The organism is Halosimplex amylolyticum (assembly GCF_051414035.1).
In the GTDB taxonomy this organism is placed as follows: Archaea; Halobacteriota; Halobacteria; order Halobacteriales; family Haloarculaceae; genus Halosimplex; species Halosimplex amylolyticum.
This window is the reverse complement of the sequence record NZ_JBLKNW010000002.1, coordinates 792,310-808,872: the sequence shown is the minus strand read 5'-3', so window position 1 is coordinate 808,872 and position 16,563 is coordinate 792,310. Positions and strand designations below refer to the sequence as shown.

The following is a 16,563-nucleotide window of genomic DNA, read 5'->3' as shown; positions in this document are numbered from 1 at the left end:
TCGTCTTCCCGTCGTGGCCTCGCCGGTAAATATCTCGTGGCTCAGCCCGCCGGTCGGTCGCGCCCGACGGTCCGTCGCCGTCGCTCGTGTCGGGGGATTCAAATCGGGTTCGGCCGTATCGGGGGCCAATGGGAAACGCAGATCTGCGCGACCTGGCGGCCATCGAGGACGTCTCCTTCGACGACCTGGCGGGGTCGGTCGTCGCCGTCGACGCCCACAACTGGCTGTACCGCTACCTGACGACGACGGTCCGGTGGACGAACGACGACATCTACACGACCGCCGACGGCGACGAAGTCGCCAACCTCGTCGGCGTCGTCCAGGGGCTCCCGAAGTTCTTCGAGCACGACGTGACGCCCGTGTTCGTCTTCGACGGGTCCGTCGTCGACCTCAAGGACGACGAGGTCGAGCAGCGCCGCGAGGAACGCGAGAAGCGCGAAGAGCAACTCGAACAGGCGCGCGAGGAGGGGGACGCCATCGCCGTGGCGCGCCTCGACTCGCAGACCCAGCGGTTGACCGACACCATCCTCAGGACCACCCGCGAGGTCCTCGACTTGCTCGACGTGCCCGTGATCGAGGCGCCCGCCGAGGGCGAGGCCCAGGCCGCGCACATGGCCCGCGAGGGTGACGTCGACTACGTCGGGACCGAGGACTACGACGCACTCTTGCTGGGCGCGCCGCTGACCCTCCGTCAGCTCACCAGCAAGGGCGACCCGGAGCTGATGGACTTCGAGGCGACCCTGGAGACCCACGACCTGACGTGGGAGCAACTCGTCGACGCCGCCATCCTCATGGGCACCGACTTCAACGAGGGGGTCTCCGGCATCGGGCCGAAGACCGCCGTCAAAGCCGTCCGCGAGCACGGCGACATCTGGGGCGTCTTCGAGGCTCGCGACGTCTACGTCGACAACGCCGACCGCATCCGCGACCTCTTCTTGAACCCGGCGGTCACCGACGAGTACGACTTCGACCGCGAGATCGAACCCGACATGGAAGCCGCTCGCGCGTACGTCTGCGACGAGTGGGAGGTCGGCGCCGACGAGGTCGAGCGCGGCTTCGAGCGCATCGAACAGTCGGTCGTCCAGACCGGTCTCGATCGCTGGACCTGACGAGCCGGTCCGCGCCCGGTCGACCGGGTGCGGTGGTCCCTCCGACGACACTGCCTGTTTCAGTGGTCGTAAGCTGGGCGTTTCGAGGCACGTGACGGTCTGTTCCCTGCCGGAAACCACCGCTGTCGTCACCGAACATAGTCGCTACTGTCGACACGTCACCACCCTACTCACAGTAATCCGTGTTGGACGCCTGCTATCCCCGAATTACTGGCAAAAACTGTTTCCGGAGTTTATCCGCGAATCTCCCTAGTTCCCGCCGCAGGAATCCAGTATGGCAGACGAGAACACAGCGGAGACGGCGACAGATGAACCGAGCCGACGAACGTTTCTGAAGTCCGGCGCGCTGGCGACCGGCGCGCTCGCGGTCGGGAGCGGTGCCGTCGTTAGCGGGACGGCCCAGGAGGGAGACGACGAGGACGGCGACAGCCAGTCGGAGACCGACCCGTTCGCGTCGGTGCAGTTCACCAACCAGGAGACCGGCGGAACCGACGTGGTCGTCGACGAGGCGACGTTCTCCGAGCCGGGCTACGTCGCGTTCCACGACCTGACCCTCTTCGAGGGCGACGTCCTGGAGAGTGTCGTCGGCGTGACAGAGCGACTGGACACGGGCGTCCACTACCAGACGGAGGCCCAACTGTTCGACGTGCCCGGCGCCGATTTCGAGCAGACGAGTCTCGAAGGAACGGGCGCCCTCGTCGCGATGCCCCACCGCGAGAGCGGCGACGACGACACCTACGACTTCGTCGAGAGCGGCGGCGAGGAGGACGGCCCCATCGCGGAGGCCGGCCTCCCCGTCGTCGACCTGGCGTTCGTCGCCGCGACTGGCGACGACGGGGGCACCGACACGGCGACGCCCGACGGCACCGCGACGGAGACACCGACCGAGACCGAGGCGCCCGACGGGAACGTCGGCGAGACCGCGACGGACACGGGCACCGAAGGAGAGTCGATGCCCTTCGCGACCGTGGACTTCGAGAACCAGATGCTCGACGGCGACACCGTGTCCGTCGGGGAAGCGGTGCTCTCCGAGGGCGGGTACGTCGCGCTCCACGACGCGCGTCTGGTGGAGGGCCAGACGCTCGAGAGCGTCGTCGGCGTCTCGGACTACCTCGAACCCGGCCGCCACCGGGAGATCGAGGTCACGCTCGACGACCCGGACGCGGTCGCCGAGGTCACCTTCCCGCCGGCGCCGGTGAAGCCGCTCATCCCCATGCCGCACATGGAGACCGACGGCGACGAGACCTACGACTTCGTCACCAGCGAGGGCGCCGAGGACGGCCCGTACACCGAGATCGGCCAGGCGGTCGTCGACCTCGGGTTCGTGGTGCCGGAGGACGACGGGACGGCGACCGAGACTGCCGGCGCCGAGACCGAGGCGCCGACGGGCACCGACGAGATGACCGACACGGACACCGCGACCGAGACCGAAACGGCCACCGACACCGACGGAACCTGAGCGGAGGCGTGACCGAGCGGCGCCGGGGTCTTCAGGGACAGTCCCCCGACCACTGGTCGTCCTCGGGGATCACGGGCACGTCGACCGAGGCTGCCGACCCGTAGTCGCTGAACCGCATCGTCGTCGTCGCGGTCGCCGTGTTCCCGCCCCGGGACACCTCGAACCGGATCCGCGTCTTCCGCGGACGGTTCGTCTCCGCGTCGAGCCAGACTCGCACTTCGGCGTTCTCCACGTTCGGGCCGCCGAACAGCGACCGCGACCGGCGCTCCTGGTACTGCGTGAGCGCCTCGGCGGTCGGTTCGCCGACGAGGAGCGTCGTCTCCCGGCCGTCGACGGTCTCGGTCCCGTTGTAGTACAGCGACCCCGATTCGAGCAGGGAGAGCTGTCGGACGGCCGGCGTCAGCGTCGACCAGTCGTCCGCCTCCTGTTCGTCGACCGCCCACCGGTCGAACATCCCGCCGCACTCCTGGTACCGCGTCCGGTTGTCCAGGTACGACTCGTAGACCTCGCCGTCGCGCTCGGCGAACCCGTGCATCCGCCGTGCGGCGGCGTCGACGGTGCCGTTCGTTCGGACGTCGACGCGCTCGGTTCGGTCGTCGACGGTCGCGACGACGGAGACGTCGCCGTCGAACCGATACGTCTCGGTGTCGTTGATCGCCGCGGCCGCGTCCGCGAGCGCGGATTCGGCGCGCTCGTCGCGAGTGTGGTTCGGGCCGAGCAGCGAACACCCGGCCAGGAGGACGCAGACGGCGATGGCGAGGTGGAGGGCGGGGCGGCGCATGACCGGCCCATCGACGGCCGCCGGCAAGTGTCTTGGGTGGCCTTACTCCACTCGACCGCCGGCGAAGCGCCCTTCGTAGACCGTCCGGCCAGCGAGCCGGATCGCTTCGGACCCGTCGAACCGCCCGAGGTCGCCGTTCGCGCGGCACTCGTACGCGAACTCGCCGCGCTCGAAGTCGGGGCCGCGGAACGGATCGGACTCGGAGACGCGTTCGAGCACGTCGCGGAGGAAGTCGTACACCTCGTCCGCGCCCACGTCGTCGGCCGTGAGGTACCCATCGTAGTGCATCCCCCACACGGGGTCGCCCCGGTAGTTCACTACTTCCGCACCGAGGAACTCCCGACCCCCGACGTAGCGGTCGACGTACCGCCAGTCGCCGCGCTCGTATTCGATCACCGTCCGCTCGTCGTCGGTTTCGATGCCTTCGGCCGTCGCGTATCCGTTCGCGTGCGCCTCGGCGACGAACGCCCGGAGGTCGCTCGAGTCCATGGCGAGGGGCCGCGGCCGGTAGTGACAAAAGCCTGTCCCGATCGGCCTCGGTTACGTGGGGTGAGCGCGCTTCGGTGGCTTTTACGCCACTGCGGTCGTCGGTCTACGCATGTCAGACGACGAGTTCCGCACGGAGGAGGACAGCCTCGGCGAGATGCAGGTGCCGGCCGACGCCTACTGGGGCGCCCAGACTCAGCGCGCGGTCGAGAACTTCCCGATCAGCGAGGAGACGTTCGGGCGGCGGTTCGTCCGCGCGCTCGGGGTCGTCAAGAAGTCCGCGGCGCTGGCCAACAGCGACCTCGGCCTCGTCGACGACGACAAGGTCGAGGCCATCGTCGAGGCGGCCGACGAGGTCATCGCCGGCCAGCACGACGACCAGTTCCCGGTCGACGTGTTCCAGACCGGGTCGGGTACGTCCTCGAACATGAACGCCAACGAGGTCATCGCCAACCGCGCGACGGAGATCTACGGCGGCGAGATCGGCACCCGCGAGATCCACCCCAACGACCACGTCAACTACGGGCAGTCGAGCAACGACGTGATCCCGACCGCGATGCACGTCGCGAGCCTCGAAGCGGTCGAGAACGACGTCCTCCCGGCGCTAGAGACCCTCGCCAACGCACTGGCTGACAAGGAGGCCGAGTTCGACGACGTCGTGAAGACCGGCCGCACCCATCTCCAGGACGCGACGCCGATCACCCTCGGCCAGGAGTTCTCCGGCTACCGCACCCAGATCGAGAAGGGGGTCGAACGCGTCGAGAGCGTCACCGACCACCTGAGTGAGCTCGCCCTCGGCGGGACCGCCGTCGGTACCGGCCTCAACACTCACCCCGAGTTCCCCGGCAAGGCAGCCGAGTACATCAGCGAGGAGACGGGCATCGAGTTCCGCGAGGCCGACAACCACTTCGAGGCCCAGGCCGCCCACGACGCGATGTCCGAGGCCCACGGCGCCCTGCGGACCGTCGCCGGCAGCCTGAACAAGATCGCCAACGACCTGCGGCTGCTCGCCTCCGGTCCCCGGAACGGCCTCGGCGAGATCGACCAGCCGGAGAACCAGCCCGGTTCCTCCATCATGCCCGGGAAGATCAACCCGGTCGTCGCCGAGGCGGTCAACCAGGTCCACAAGCAGGTCGTCGGGAACGACGCTGCCGTCTCCGCCGGTGCCGCCGAGGGCCAGATCGACCTCAACCTGTACAAGCCGATCCTCGCGAACAACTTCCTGCAGTCGGCGCGGCTGATCGCCAACGGGAGCGAGGTGTTCGCCGAGAAGTTCGTCGCCAAACTCGAAGCCGACGAGGAGCACTGCGAGGAGCGCGTCCAGCAGTCGATGGCGCTCGCGACCGCGCTCAATCCCGCCATCGGCTACGACAAGGCCAGCAAGGTCGCGAAGCAGGCGATGGCCGAGGACAAGACCATCAGGGAGGTCGTCGTCGCCGAAGGGTACCTGAGCGAGGAGGAAGCCGACGAGGTGCTCGACCCGCGGAAGATGACGGAGCGAGTGATCCTCGGGGACGAGTAGGGAGGTGCGAGCGGAGCGAGCACCTCCAAAATACGAGCGGGGGGCGGAGCGACCCGCGAGTAGCGTGGCCCGAACGGAGTGAGGGCCACGTTATTGCGAGCGGCGACTGGAAGGAGCCGCGAATAGCGAGACTCGAACGAAGTGAGAGTCTCGGGAAAGGCGAGCGGCGTCAGCCGCGAGCCAAGCGTGGTTCGAGCGTCGCGAGAACAACGTTACAACGAGCGGCGACTGGAAGGAGCCGCGGGCGCCGAGGCCGGTTCCGGGGTATTTCGAGCGACTAGTTTTCTTCGGTGTCCCACACCGGGGGATCGACGGTGGTGTTCCCGACGCGTTCGTAGGCGAAGGCGTAGCGGACCCGGCGCGGGTGGCCCAGCGAGTGGACGGTGTAGGAGACGTCGAGCGAGCGGACGAACCCGTCGGTCGAGACCACGGCGGTGACGGTGTAGTTGGTCACCCGGTCGCCGACGGGGCGGGTCCAGTTGCGGCCGACGATCTCGTAGTGGCGCCGGTCGTCGACGCCGACCGCGGCGACCCTCGCGGACTCGACGGCGAGGTATCGCTCGATTGCCTGTGTCGCGCTCACGCCGATGTGCCGGTGGGCGGTCGCGTCGATGGGGTGGCGACGCTGGTGTTCGAAATCGCGCCAGCCGACGTACCGGTAGCGGACGATCCGGTCGGTGCCGTCGGCGTACTCTGTGTAGTTGGCGACGTTGGTCAGTCCGGTGCGGAGGCGGACGCGCTCGTCGCCGGTCCAGACGCGGTAGACGGTCGCCGACTCGACCTTCGCGACCGTGCGGTCGAACAGCGGGACCGTCCCGTTCGAACGGGTGGTCGTCCCGCGGCGCTCGCGCCAGACGTACGAACGGCCGGCCGTCGCCGCGCGGTGGGCCGTGACGAGCGCGTCGACGTCGGCGACCGAATTCCCACTGAGGCCGGGCGCGATCCCCCACCGCTCGGGTGTCGGCGTGACTTCCGGGACCGGCGCAGGCGTGAGCGTGTCCGTCGCGGGGCCGGGCGACTGCTGGCCGAACAGCGAACCGCAGCCGGCGGTGAGGACGACCGCGAGCGCGACGAGGAGGCGCCACCGCATCGACCGCGCTACGGGCTGGGGCGGCAAAAACCGTCGTATCGAGCGGACGCTGTTCAGTATCGCACGCGAACTGACCACTGGCATTCGCGCGAGCGGAGCGAGCGCGATTCACTGTCAGAGCTCCGCTCTGACAAGCCCTCGTTCGCTGGCGCTCACGAGGACACCGAATCCGAGCGAAGCGAGGATTCAGCCTTTTTCACCACCGGAAGACGGTTCTGCTCGTTCGCTTCGCTCACTGCGCGGACTGCGACTTCCGAGCCTCGCCTCGCTCCGCTCGGCGAGACCATGTTTTTGGCTCGGGGGTCGCCTTCGGCGACCCCCGAGCGAAAAAGATGGCTAAGCTTGATTGGGGCTCGCGCCGACGCCTCGCACATGAGCGACGACTGCATCTTCTGTTCGATCGTGGCCGGGGAGATCCCGAGTCGCACCGTCTACGAGGACGACGACGTGCTCGCGTTCCTCGACGCGAACCCACTCGCGCCGGGGCACACGCTCGTCATCCCGAAAGACCACCACGAACACGTCCAGGACATGCCGAACGACCTCGCGGGCGACGTGTTCGCGGTGATGCACCGACTCGTCGAGCCGATCGAGTCGGCCGTCGACGCCGACGGGTCGACGGTCGCGTTCAACAACGGCGAGGTCGCGGGTCAGGAGGTCCCCCACACGCACGGGCACGTCGTCCCGCGCTTCGACGACGACGGCGGCCGCCCCATCCACTCGATCTTCGGTAGCGGCCCCGACCTCGACGACGACGAACTCGACGACATCGCCGCGTCGATCGCCGACGACGCCGAGGACTGACGCGCATCGGCCGGCGACGGGCGACCGCGATGGCTGATCGGCGCACCGCTGCACGAGCGCATCAGCGCCGCGTCGATATCTCGACACCGAACGGTCTGTCGAGCAACACGTATCTTTTTCAACGGGTAGGTGGCAATGGCGGAACATGACCGGAACGCAGGGGAGTGGCGAGGTGTACGCGGTGGTGAGTGCGGTCGGCGGCGCCGGGGCGACGCGACTCTCGGTCGAGTTCGCCGGGGCGCTGGCGCGGGACGGCCGCGACGTCGCCGTCGTCGACGCGGCGTTCACGACGCAGGGGCTGGCCGCGCTCGTGCCCGAGCGGATCGACCCGGACGTGACGCGCGTGCTCACCGACGACCGACCGCTGCGCGAGGCGGAGACGACGCTGTCGCTCGACGTGCCGGGGTCCGTGACCGTCGCGCCCGCGCTGGCTTCCTTCGAGCGGCTGGCGCGGGCGAAGACTAGCGAGTGCGCTCGTCGACTGGCCGAGCGGCTGTCGGCGGCGGCCGACCGGTACGACGCCGTCTTCGTCGACGTCCCGCCCGTCGGCGCCAACCAGGCTGTCGCCGCCGTGACAGCCGCCGACGCCGTCGCGCTCGTCGTGCCCGACAGCGAACGCGGCGTCGACGCCGTCCCACGCCACTGCGACCGACTCGGTGACGTGGACGCCGGCGTGGACGCCATCGTCGCCAACCGGGGCGACCCGGAGTCCCCGACCGTCGGAGGGGCCGACGCCGTGGTCCCGCCGAGCGAGACGGCGGCGCTCTCCGGGGCGCCGGCCGCCGTCGAGACGACGCCCTTCTCGGTTTCGGTCGGGTCGGCCGTCGAGACCGTCACCGGCGTCGACGTCGACCTGCCCGAACCCGACTCCTCCTCGGTGACGGATTACCTGCCCCGGTGACGAGCGGCGCCCCTCTCTCGGTCGGAACCGCCGGGCCCAGGACGAATCCCTGGTACCGTGTTTTAATTGTTCAAGGGATAGCGTTTTGTATAGTGGTTATGCGATACTATACGACAGAATGGTTCGCGTTCGTCTACAATATTTGGTTGATGCAGAAGTATATTCAATCCCGCTTCTGCAGGCGGTGAGCGGCCGATGAGCGACTGGGTGCCGACTACGTGTATGCGGTGTGCGGTCGGTTGCGGCCACCTCCAGCGCGGTGCAGACATCGGCAACGGCATCGACGTCGTGCGCGGCGACGCCGCACACCCCGTCAACCAGGGACTGGCCTGTCAGCGCGGCGTGCGGGAGTCGGCCGACCCGGACGGCGAGTGGTTGACCCGGCCGCTGGTGCGCCGCGAGGGGGAACTCGTCTCGACGACCTGGGACGTGGCGCTGTCGGAGGCGCTGCAGGCGTTCAAGGGCGCGACCGACGACGGCGAGGTGGCAGTGCTTGGGAGCGGCCAGCAGACCAACGAGGCCGCCTACGCGCTGGGGAAACTCGCCCGCGGCGGGTTCGGGACGCGCTACTACGACGCGAACACGACGCTGTGCATGGCGAGCGCCGTGACGGCCTACTACCAGGCGTTCGGCAGCGACGCGCCGCCGTGTAGCTACGACGACATCCCCGAGGCCGAGGCCCACGTCGTCTGGGGCGCGAACCCGGCGGCCGCCCACCCGGTCATGTTCCGGTGGATCCGACAGGCCGCGAGCGCGGACGGCGTCGAGTTGCTCGCCGTCGACCCCGTCGAGACGGAGACGGCCGAGGCCGCAGACGCGCACGTCGCGCCGGACCCGGGGCAGGATCTGGCGCTCGCGCGGGCCGTGCTCGCGCGTATCGTCGAGACCGACCGGGTCGACGAGGCGTTCGTCGCCGAGGCGACCGAGGGCTTCGACGACCTCCGGGCGGCGCTCCCCGACAGCGGGGCGGCGGCCGAGCGCGCGGGCGTCTCGACCGGAGACGTGGCGCGACTCGCCGACGCCTTCGAGCGTGACGTGCTCTGTTACTGGGGGATGGGCGTCAACCAGCACGTCCAGGGGACCGACATCGCGCGGGCGCTCATCGACCTGTGTCTCGCGACGGGCAACCTCCGGCCGGGCAGCGGGCCGTTCTCGCTGACCGGTCAGGCCAACTCGATGGGCACTCGCGTCTGTTCGTGCAAGGGCACCTGGCCGGGCCACCGGCCGTTCCAGGACCCCGACGAGCGCCGGACCGTCGCCGAGGCGTGGGACGTGCCGGTCGAGCGCCTGCCCCCGGACCCCGGCCCGGGACCCGTCGGCATCGCCGACGCGCTCGGTGACGAGGTCAAGGTGGCCTACACGGTCGCGACCAATCCCGTCGCGGGGATGCCCGACGCGAGTACGGCAAGAGAGAGCCTCGAAGACGTCTTCCTCGTCGCCCAGGACGCCTTCCGGACGGAGACGACCGACCTGGCCGACGTCGTCCTGCCGGCGGCGACGTGGGGCGAGTCCGAAGGGACGGCGATGAACATGGAGCGGACGGTCTCGCGCGTCCGCGCGGCGACCGAGGCGCCCAGCGGCGTCTGGAGCGACCTGCGGATCGTCTCCACCATCGGCGCACGCCTGTTCCCGGAGCTGTTCGAGGACCCCGACCCCGACCCGGAGACGCTGTTCGACGAGTTCGCCGCCCTGACCGCGGGCACGGACGCCGACATGTCCGGGATCACTTACGACCGACTCGACGACCTCAGGGCGGTCCGCTGGCCGGCGCCGGACGCCGACGCCGACGCGGGGTATCGCTACTACGACGGTGACGACGGCGACCGCGGGTACGTCCCGCGCGACGACGACGCCACAGCGGGCGCGGACGCCGACGCCGACGAGTCCTGGTCGTTCCCGACCGCCAGCGGGCTGGCGAGCTTCTCGACGGCGTGCCAGGGGGAGCTTCCGGAACCCGTCGACGACGAGTACCCGCTGACGCTGACGACGGCCCGCGAGTCCGCGGCCTACAACACGGGCGTCCGCTCGCGCGACGTGGACGACCTCGACCCGGTCGTGGCGCGGATTGACCCCGAGACGGTCGCCGCGAGCGACGCGATCAGGGACGGCGAAGTCGTCGTGGAATCCAGACGAGACGCGATCCCCGCGGCCGTCGACCCGGACCCCGCCGTCCCCGAGGGCCTCGTCTGGCTCCCGATCCACCACCCGGCGACGAACCGGGTGACGATCGACGCGCTGGACCCCCAGTCGAACGAGCCGAACTTCAAGCAGTGTGCCGTCCGCCTGGTCGCGCCCACCGACGAAGCGGCCGCGACCACCGACGAACCGGTGCGCGCCGACGACTGACCGGCGACCCGCTGTTGTTCTCCCGGCGCCCGACGTACAGCGTCCGACCGTGAGTCCGCAGAGAACCGGTTCCCGGCCGTCGCCGCGCGCGCACGGCGAGCACTGGCCCGCGACGCGGGCGACGCGTCGGCGCTCGGCCACCGAAGGGAAGTCGACGGACGTCCGGTTATCTCCCCGGGTTTTCGACGCATTACATCCTTATACCCACAGTATCTATCCCCATACTGTCCGTCCGTCCAGCATCGCCAACCAATTGTTTATGAATTCAACGACTAGCGTTATATGGTTGGGCTGTCCAACCAAAATCTGTGAAAAGGTGGACGTTCAAAATGCAATTGGATGAGATACTGGACGAACGAACGGAAAGGATAGTTAGTTACGGTTCGGCGGGCTGTCGGCCGTCGGGGTCGGCGGGCGCCTGCGGGGAGACGGGCGCGCCGCGACCGGCACTCGCAGTCCCGGAGGGGGGAGACGCGTGGGACTGATCAGGATGACCAAGTGGCGGACGCTGGTGCTCGCCACGGTCGGGTTCAACTTCTCGTTCCTGATCTGGTTCTCGTTCGCCCCGTTCACCGGGCCGATGGCCGAGGAGTTCGGCCTCTCGCTGGCCGAGATCGGCATCCTCGCGAGCGCGGCGATCTGGCTGGCACCGTTCGGCCGGATCCTGACGGGCTGGCTCTCCGACAAGTTCGGCGCGCCGGCCGTGTTCGCCATCGTCCTCACCTACGTGGGCGTGTTCTCGATCGCGAGCGCGTTCGCACAGAGCTACACCGTCTTCTTCGTCGAGCGGCTCATCGTCGCGACGGCGGGGATCACCTTCGTCATCGGCATCCAGCACGTCTCCGAGTGGTTCGACGAGGAGAACCTCGGGACCGCGGAGGGGATCTACGCGGGCATCGGTAACGCCGGCGCGGCGGGGGGCGCGCTCGTTCTCCCGCGCGTGTTCGGTTCGAACTGGAGCGGGCCGCTGTTCGAGACGAACTGGCGAGCGGCCTTCTTCTACACCGGCTGTGTGTCGATCGTCCTCGCGGTCGTCTACTACACGCTCGGCGAGGCCGCCAGAAGCGACGAGAAGCGCCAGGCGACCGCGGACAACGCGAGCTTCGAGGGGTGGTTCTACACCGCGACCCGGTACGGGACGGTCGTCCTCGCGCTCGCGTACGTGATGACCTTCGGCCTCGAGCTATCGATGAACGGCTGGCTCGCGACGTACTACCGCGAGGGGTTCAACACGGACAACCTGGTCCTGGCCTCGACGTTCGCGGCGACGTTCTCGGTCGCCGCGGGCCTGTTGCGACCCATCGGCGGCTACGTCAGCGACGTCCTGGCACGCAAGGAGAAGGACATCATCCCCCTGTTCACCGGTCGCTACCGCGAGCAGTGGACGTTCGTGACGCTGTGTTTCGTCGTCTGCTCGATGTTCGCCATGACGCTCGCCGGGCTCTCGGGACAGGTGTTGCTCGCGGTCGGCGCCGGCTTCGTCGTCGGCATGGCCTGCGCCTTCGCCGAGGGGTCGATCTTCGCGCAGGTACCGGCGATGTTCCCCAACAGTTCGGGCGCCGTCGCGGGCGTCGTCGGCGGCGTCGGGACGGTCGGCGGGATCGTCTACCCGCTCGTCTACTCGGCGCCGTTCCTGGCGAACCTGCACCTGGGGTACTCCGTCGTCGCCGTCTCGATGATCCCCATCGTCCTGCTCGCGGCGTGGGTGTTCCAGCCCCGCATCGCGGAGGTCGCGACCGAGAGCGGCTTCGTCGGCGGTGGCCCGAGCGGCGACTCGGCCGCCGCGGGAGACGACTGAGATGCGGTCGGCCCTCCTGTTGAGCGAGGTCGGCGGCGCGGATCCGGCGACGCCCGACGCACCCCTCGGGCGGGTCGGCGCGGCCGTCGAACCGGTCGTCGACGAGGTCGTCGTCGCCTGCAGCCGCGGTCAGCGGGCGCGGGTCGCGAACGCGTTGGGTGACGTCGAACACCGGCTCGCGGCCGACCCGATCGCGAACGATGGGCCGGTCGCATCCATCCGGACCGGCGTCCGCGTCGCGAACGGGGACGCTGTCGCCGTCGTCGCCGGCGACGTGCCGACCGTCGACACGTCGCTGCTGGACGACCTCTTCGACGCGTGCGACGCCGCCGCAGTGCCCCGGAGCGACGGTCGGCTCCACCCGCTCCATGCGGTCTACGACGCAGACGCCGTCCGCGTCGCCTGCGAACGGACGCTCGCCTCGGGGTCGGGCCGCCTCTACGACGTGCTCTCGCGGCTCGATCCGGTCGTCGTCGACGCCGAAGCGCCCGACGTCGACGCCCATCCGCTGACCGCGGGCTCGCACGCGGACCTCACGACCGCCACGGACCGACTCGGCACCTGACCGCCCGGTCGCGACCGGCGTCCGACCCCACCCAAACGCGTTTAAGGTCTTTGTATTTCGAGCGTTCGTCCGGATACCGACCCAATAGTATTACTTTGTAAACGATTACGCTTATGTTCGTCGCAGTCCGCTAGTTGAAACGTAAATCAGAGGACGTGCGTTCAAGAATTTGCTAGAATTTCGGACAAACACAAACGGAGGAACTCAATGCCACACAAGAAGGAAGCCTGGAAGGACGAACTGTACGGCGACGCGGTACGCGAGAAACTCGAGGAGTTCGCGGAGCGGGGGTGGGAGTCGATCCCCGAGGAGGAGCGCGACGAGTGGTTCTCCCGCTTCAAGTTCTGGGGGGTGTTCCACCACCGCGGCGGCCAGGAGTCGTACTTCATGATGCGGCTGACCAACTGCGGGGGCGTGCTCGAACCCGGCCAGCTGCGCGCCATCGGGGAGGTCGCCCGCGAGTACGCGAAGGGTCCCGTCGAGAACCCCGAGTTCGGCAACGGCTGGATCGACTTCACGACGCGCCAGTCGATCCAGCTCCACTGGCTCAAGCTCGAGGATGTCCCGGAGATCTGGGAGAAGCTCGAAGCGGTCGGCGTCTCCTCGCGGTCGGCAGGCGGGGACACGATGCGCAACATCTCCGGCTGTCCGGTCGCCGGCAAGGCCGAGGAGTACGTCGAGAGCCGCGAACTGCTGGACGAGATCCAGGCCGACATCCGCGACGACGACGACCTGTGCAACATGCCCCGGAAGTTCAACATCTCGGTGACCGGGTGCAAGCAGGGCTGCGCCCAGGACTCCATCAACGACATCGGGCTCGAACCGGCCCACAAGTTCATCGAGGGCGAGGAGGTCACGGGGTTCAACGTCCGCGTCGGCGGCGGCCTCGGCGGTCGCGAGCCGCGCCGTGCGCGTTCACTCGACATGTTCGTCACGCGCGACCAGGCGAAGGCGACCGTTCGAGCGTTCGTCGAGCTCTACCACGAAGCGGGCAACCGCGAGAACCGCTCGAAGAATCGCGCGCGCTTTTTCGTCGACGAGCGGGGCACCGACGAGATCCGCGAGGCCATGGACGAGCGGCTGGACTTCGAGCTCGAACGCGCGGGAACGGACTTCCGGGGCGAGTACACCTACAACGCCGGCAAGCCGGCCGAGCAGGGCGCCCACGACCACGTCGGCGTCTACGACCAGACGGACGGCAGGAACTACGTCGGCCTCTCGGTCTCCGTGGGCCGGATGCCCGCCGAAGACGCGATCGAACTCGCGGACCTGGCCGACGCGTACGGCTCCGGCGAGATCCGGCTCTCGCGCCGCCAGAACCCGCTCGTCATGGACGTGCCCGACGGCCGGCTCGCGAATCTCCTCAACGAGGACCTGCTGGAGACGTACCAGCCCGAGCCCAACCCGTTCGTGCAAGGTGCAATGGCCTGCACGGGGACGGAGTTCTGCTCGATCGCGCTGACCGAGACGAAGGCGCGGACGGCCCGCCTGCTGCAGTGGCTCGGCGAGAACGTCGACCTGCCCGCCGACGTCGACCGCATCAAACTGCACTACTCAGGGTGTACGGCCGACTGCGGGCAGGCGATGACCGCCGACATCGGGATGCAGGGCATGCGCGCCCGGAAAGACGGCGGGATGGTCGAGGCGATGGACGTCGGCGTCGGCGGCGGCGTCGGCGAGGACCCCTCCTTCATCGAGTGGGTCCGCCAGCGGGTGCCCGCCGACGAGGTGCCCGGAATGATCGCCAACCTCGTCGAGGCCTACGCCGCGCTGCGCGAGGAAGGCCAGACCTTCCGCGAGTGGGTCGACGCAACCGGCCACGAGACCATCGTCGAACTCGCCGAACCGGAGGAGGTCGAGGGCTACGACGACCCCTGTCTCACCGACGCCAAACAGTCGTGGTACCCCTTCGCCGACGGCGAGAGCCCCGCGCCCACCGACGCCGAGGGACAGCCCCTCTCGGCGGACGACTGACCATGCGGGACAACGAACGCCCCGCCGAGCGAGATTCGAATCGCCACGACGCCGCGCCCTTCGACGTCGCGCCGGAGCTGTTCGGCGCGACCGCGGCCCCCGGCGAACGGCGTCGGGTCAGCGACGACACGGCCCAGTAGGGCGGCCGGTCCGCACCGTTCCGTCACTCCGTCCAGTCTCCGTCTGCCCGCCCGCGTTCGTCCGCTGTTTTCCGTGTCCCCGTTGTTCGACGGAGTGCCATTCGCGAACCGACCAGCGCGGAAGAACGGATTCGACTGCGCCGACCGAGGAGAGCCGATGTCAGTCCGCGTGAGCGGCGTAGCCGGAGGAGTCGGCCGTCGACTGCGTGTCGTCGCTCCTCGCCGCGCGCGCGGCGGCGCCGTCCGTGGGATTGTACGAGTGGGGCGAGCGGAGGAGTGCGATGAGCGACCACATCGTGGCCGCGGCGGTGGACCCGACGGCCGACATCGTCATCCCGAGCGTGAAGAAGGTCGTCCCGTAGACGAGACCGATGAGCGCGGAGGGGAGCGCCGTCCCCAGCGGCACCCGGGCGCTCGCGTCGCGCAGCGTCGGGAGGAGCACGCACAGCGAGAAGACGCTCCCGCCGAGGAACACGAAGTCCTGCCAGATCATTGTCCGTCACCGTCCGAGCCGTTGCGAGACTGCGTCGTTGTCATCGACCGACCGTAGGATACGGGGTGGTTAAAACACTTACTCACTCTCGAGTAAAAATTTTCGTTACGGTTCGAGACCGTGACACGGCCGGCGCTACCACGACGCACGTTCCGGCCGCGGATCGACACGGAGCCGCCTCGAAACCACCGAAAAGTCGGTCCTACCGAGAACCGGGAGCGCCTTACCGCGCGCGTTCGAACGGCGGGACAATGGCAGTCGTCACCAACGGAGGCGTCGACCTCTACTACGAGGCGAAGGGGGAGCCAAACCCAGTTGACGAGGTCGAGCGCGAGGCGGAGACGGTCGCGTTCGTCAACCCGGCGGGCTACGGCGCGTGGGTGTGGGGCTGGCAACACGCCGCGCTGGCCGAAGGCTTCGAGACCGTCGTCTGGGACCTCCGGGGCACCGGCAGGTCGGACGCGCCCGAGGGGCCCTACAGCGTCGAGACGCTCGCGGACGACCTCGAAGCGGTGCTCGCGGACCACGGGGTCCGCGACGCGCACGTCGTGGGGGCGGGGCTGGGCGGGATGGTCGCGCTGGAGTACGCCGACCGGTACGGCCGCGCGGCGACGCTGACGCTGTTCGGTACCGCAGCCAGCGGCGACCGGGTCGACGCCGACGCGCTCGACTCGCTGTTCGCGCCGCGGGACGACCCCGACGCGCTCCGGGCGTCCCTGCGGAACGCGTTCGCCGCCGACCTGGACGCCTACGAGGACGTGGCGAACGAAATCGTCGGCTGGCGCCGCGAGGAAGACGCCGACCGCGCGGGCTTCGAGGCCCAGACCGCCGCGATGTGCGCCTTCGACCGCTCTGACTCGCTCTACGAGATCACGACGCCCGCACGAGTGTACCACGGCGTCGACGATGCGGTGGTCCCACTCGACGCCGGACGGGACCTGGCCGACGGCCTTCCCCGGGGCGAGTTCACGGCCGTCGAAGGGGGGCACCTCTGTTTCGTCGAGGAGAGCGCGGCAGTCAACGACGCGCTCCTCGGCGCGTTCGACGGCTGAGCGGCGTCCGCCGGCGCGGTGTCGGGGCAGTCACCCGGTAGTT

Annotated in this window: 15 protein-coding genes; 11 read left to right on the top strand and 4 right to left on the bottom strand. The window is 69.1% G+C overall.

Annotated features, from left to right (window positions below):
- Nucleotides 1-128 precede the first annotated feature (128 nt).
- Together fen and ACMGFE_RS14360 are read left to right on the top strand one after the other, a co-directional pair.
- Nucleotides 129-1,109 (top strand): flap endonuclease-1, encoded by a 981-nt coding sequence (gene fen, locus ACMGFE_RS14365; protein ID WP_436925902.1) that lies wholly within the window; start codon nt 129-131, stop codon nt 1,107-1,109.
- 274 nt (nt 1,110-1,383) lie between these two features.
- Nucleotides 1,384-2,568: a twin-arginine translocation signal domain-containing protein gene (locus tag ACMGFE_RS14360; RefSeq protein WP_436925901.1), complete on the top strand. Its 1,185-nt coding sequence runs from the start codon at nt 1,384-1,386 to the stop codon at nt 2,566-2,568.
- Nucleotides 2,569-2,599: 31 nt separating this feature from the next.
- Here ACMGFE_RS14360 and ACMGFE_RS14355 read toward each other — a convergent pair whose 3' ends face one another.
- Together ACMGFE_RS14355 and ACMGFE_RS14350 are read right to left on the bottom strand one after the other, a co-directional pair.
- On the bottom strand, nt 2,600-3,349 hold the full coding sequence (locus ACMGFE_RS14355) for a LolA-like protein (RefSeq protein WP_436925900.1): 750 nt from the start codon (nt 3,347-3,349) through the stop codon (nt 2,600-2,602).
- Nucleotides 3,350-3,391: 42 nt separating this feature from the next.
- Nucleotides 3,392-3,838 carry a DUF5680 domain-containing protein gene (locus tag ACMGFE_RS14350; RefSeq protein WP_436925899.1) on the bottom strand — a complete coding sequence of 149 codons (447 nt, stop codon included), beginning with the start codon at nt 3,836-3,838 and terminating at the stop codon, nt 3,392-3,394.
- Between the two features lie 109 nt (nt 3,839-3,947).
- Between ACMGFE_RS14350 and ACMGFE_RS14345 the strand changes: the two genes are divergently transcribed.
- Nucleotides 3,948-5,357, top strand: coding sequence for a class II fumarate hydratase (locus tag ACMGFE_RS14345; RefSeq protein WP_436925898.1), 1,410 nt, complete (start codon nt 3,948-3,950; stop codon nt 5,355-5,357).
- 277 nt (nt 5,358-5,634) lie between these two features.
- Here ACMGFE_RS14345 and ACMGFE_RS14340 read toward each other — a convergent pair whose 3' ends face one another.
- On the bottom strand, nt 5,635-6,447 hold the full coding sequence (locus ACMGFE_RS14340; protein WP_436925897.1) for a hypothetical protein: 813 nt from the start codon (nt 6,445-6,447) through the stop codon (nt 5,635-5,637).
- Between the two features lie 372 nt (nt 6,448-6,819).
- Here ACMGFE_RS14340 and ACMGFE_RS14335 point away from each other — a divergent pair, with 372 nt between their 5' ends.
- The 7 genes from ACMGFE_RS14335 to ACMGFE_RS14305 all read left to right on the top strand — a co-directional run bounded on the left by ACMGFE_RS14335 (nt 6,820) and on the right by ACMGFE_RS14305 (nt 14,975).
- Nucleotides 6,820-7,251 (top strand): HIT family protein, encoded by a 432-nt coding sequence (locus tag ACMGFE_RS14335; RefSeq protein WP_436925896.1) that lies wholly within the window; start codon nt 6,820-6,822, stop codon nt 7,249-7,251.
- Between the two features lie 145 nt (nt 7,252-7,396).
- The gene (locus ACMGFE_RS14330; protein WP_436925895.1) at nt 7,397-8,152 is read left to right on the top strand and encodes a ParA family protein; all 756 of its coding nucleotides are present in this window, start codon (nt 7,397-7,399) and stop codon (nt 8,150-8,152) included.
- A gap of 195 nt (nt 8,153-8,347) precedes the next feature.
- Nucleotides 8,348-10,498 carry an assimilatory nitrate reductase NasA gene (gene nasA / locus ACMGFE_RS14325; protein ID WP_436925894.1) on the top strand — a complete coding sequence of 717 codons (2,151 nt, stop codon included), beginning with the start codon at nt 8,348-8,350 and terminating at the stop codon, nt 10,496-10,498.
- A 490-nt stretch (nt 10,499-10,988) separates the two neighbouring features.
- Nucleotides 10,989-12,296, top strand: coding sequence for an MFS transporter (locus ACMGFE_RS14320; RefSeq protein ID WP_436926099.1), 1,308 nt, complete (start codon nt 10,989-10,991; stop codon nt 12,294-12,296).
- Nucleotide 12,297: 1 nt separating this feature from the next.
- On the top strand, nt 12,298-12,861 hold the full coding sequence (mobA, locus tag ACMGFE_RS14315) for a molybdenum cofactor guanylyltransferase (protein WP_436925893.1): 564 nt from the start codon (nt 12,298-12,300) through the stop codon (nt 12,859-12,861).
- Nucleotides 12,862-13,068: 207 nt separating this feature from the next.
- A complete protein-coding gene (locus tag ACMGFE_RS14310; protein ID WP_436925892.1) occupies nt 13,069-14,835 on the top strand; it encodes a nitrite/sulfite reductase in 1,767 nt (588 codons plus the stop codon).
- Nucleotides 14,836-14,837: 2 nt separating this feature from the next.
- On the top strand, nt 14,838-14,975 hold the full coding sequence (locus ACMGFE_RS14305; RefSeq protein WP_436925891.1) for a hypothetical protein: 138 nt from the start codon (nt 14,838-14,840) through the stop codon (nt 14,973-14,975).
- Nucleotides 14,976-15,135: 160 nt separating this feature from the next.
- Here ACMGFE_RS14305 and ACMGFE_RS14300 read toward each other — a convergent pair whose 3' ends face one another.
- Nucleotides 15,136-15,468 carry a hypothetical protein gene (locus ACMGFE_RS14300; RefSeq protein ID WP_436925890.1) on the bottom strand — a complete coding sequence of 111 codons (333 nt, stop codon included), beginning with the start codon at nt 15,466-15,468 and terminating at the stop codon, nt 15,136-15,138.
- 251 nt (nt 15,469-15,719) lie between these two features.
- Here ACMGFE_RS14300 and ACMGFE_RS14295 point away from each other — a divergent pair, with 251 nt between their 5' ends.
- Nucleotides 15,720-16,520, top strand: a complete 801-nt coding sequence (locus ACMGFE_RS14295) for an alpha/beta fold hydrolase (RefSeq protein ID WP_436925889.1) — start codon at nt 15,720-15,722, stop codon at nt 16,518-16,520.
- Nucleotides 16,521-16,563 lie beyond the last annotated feature (43 nt).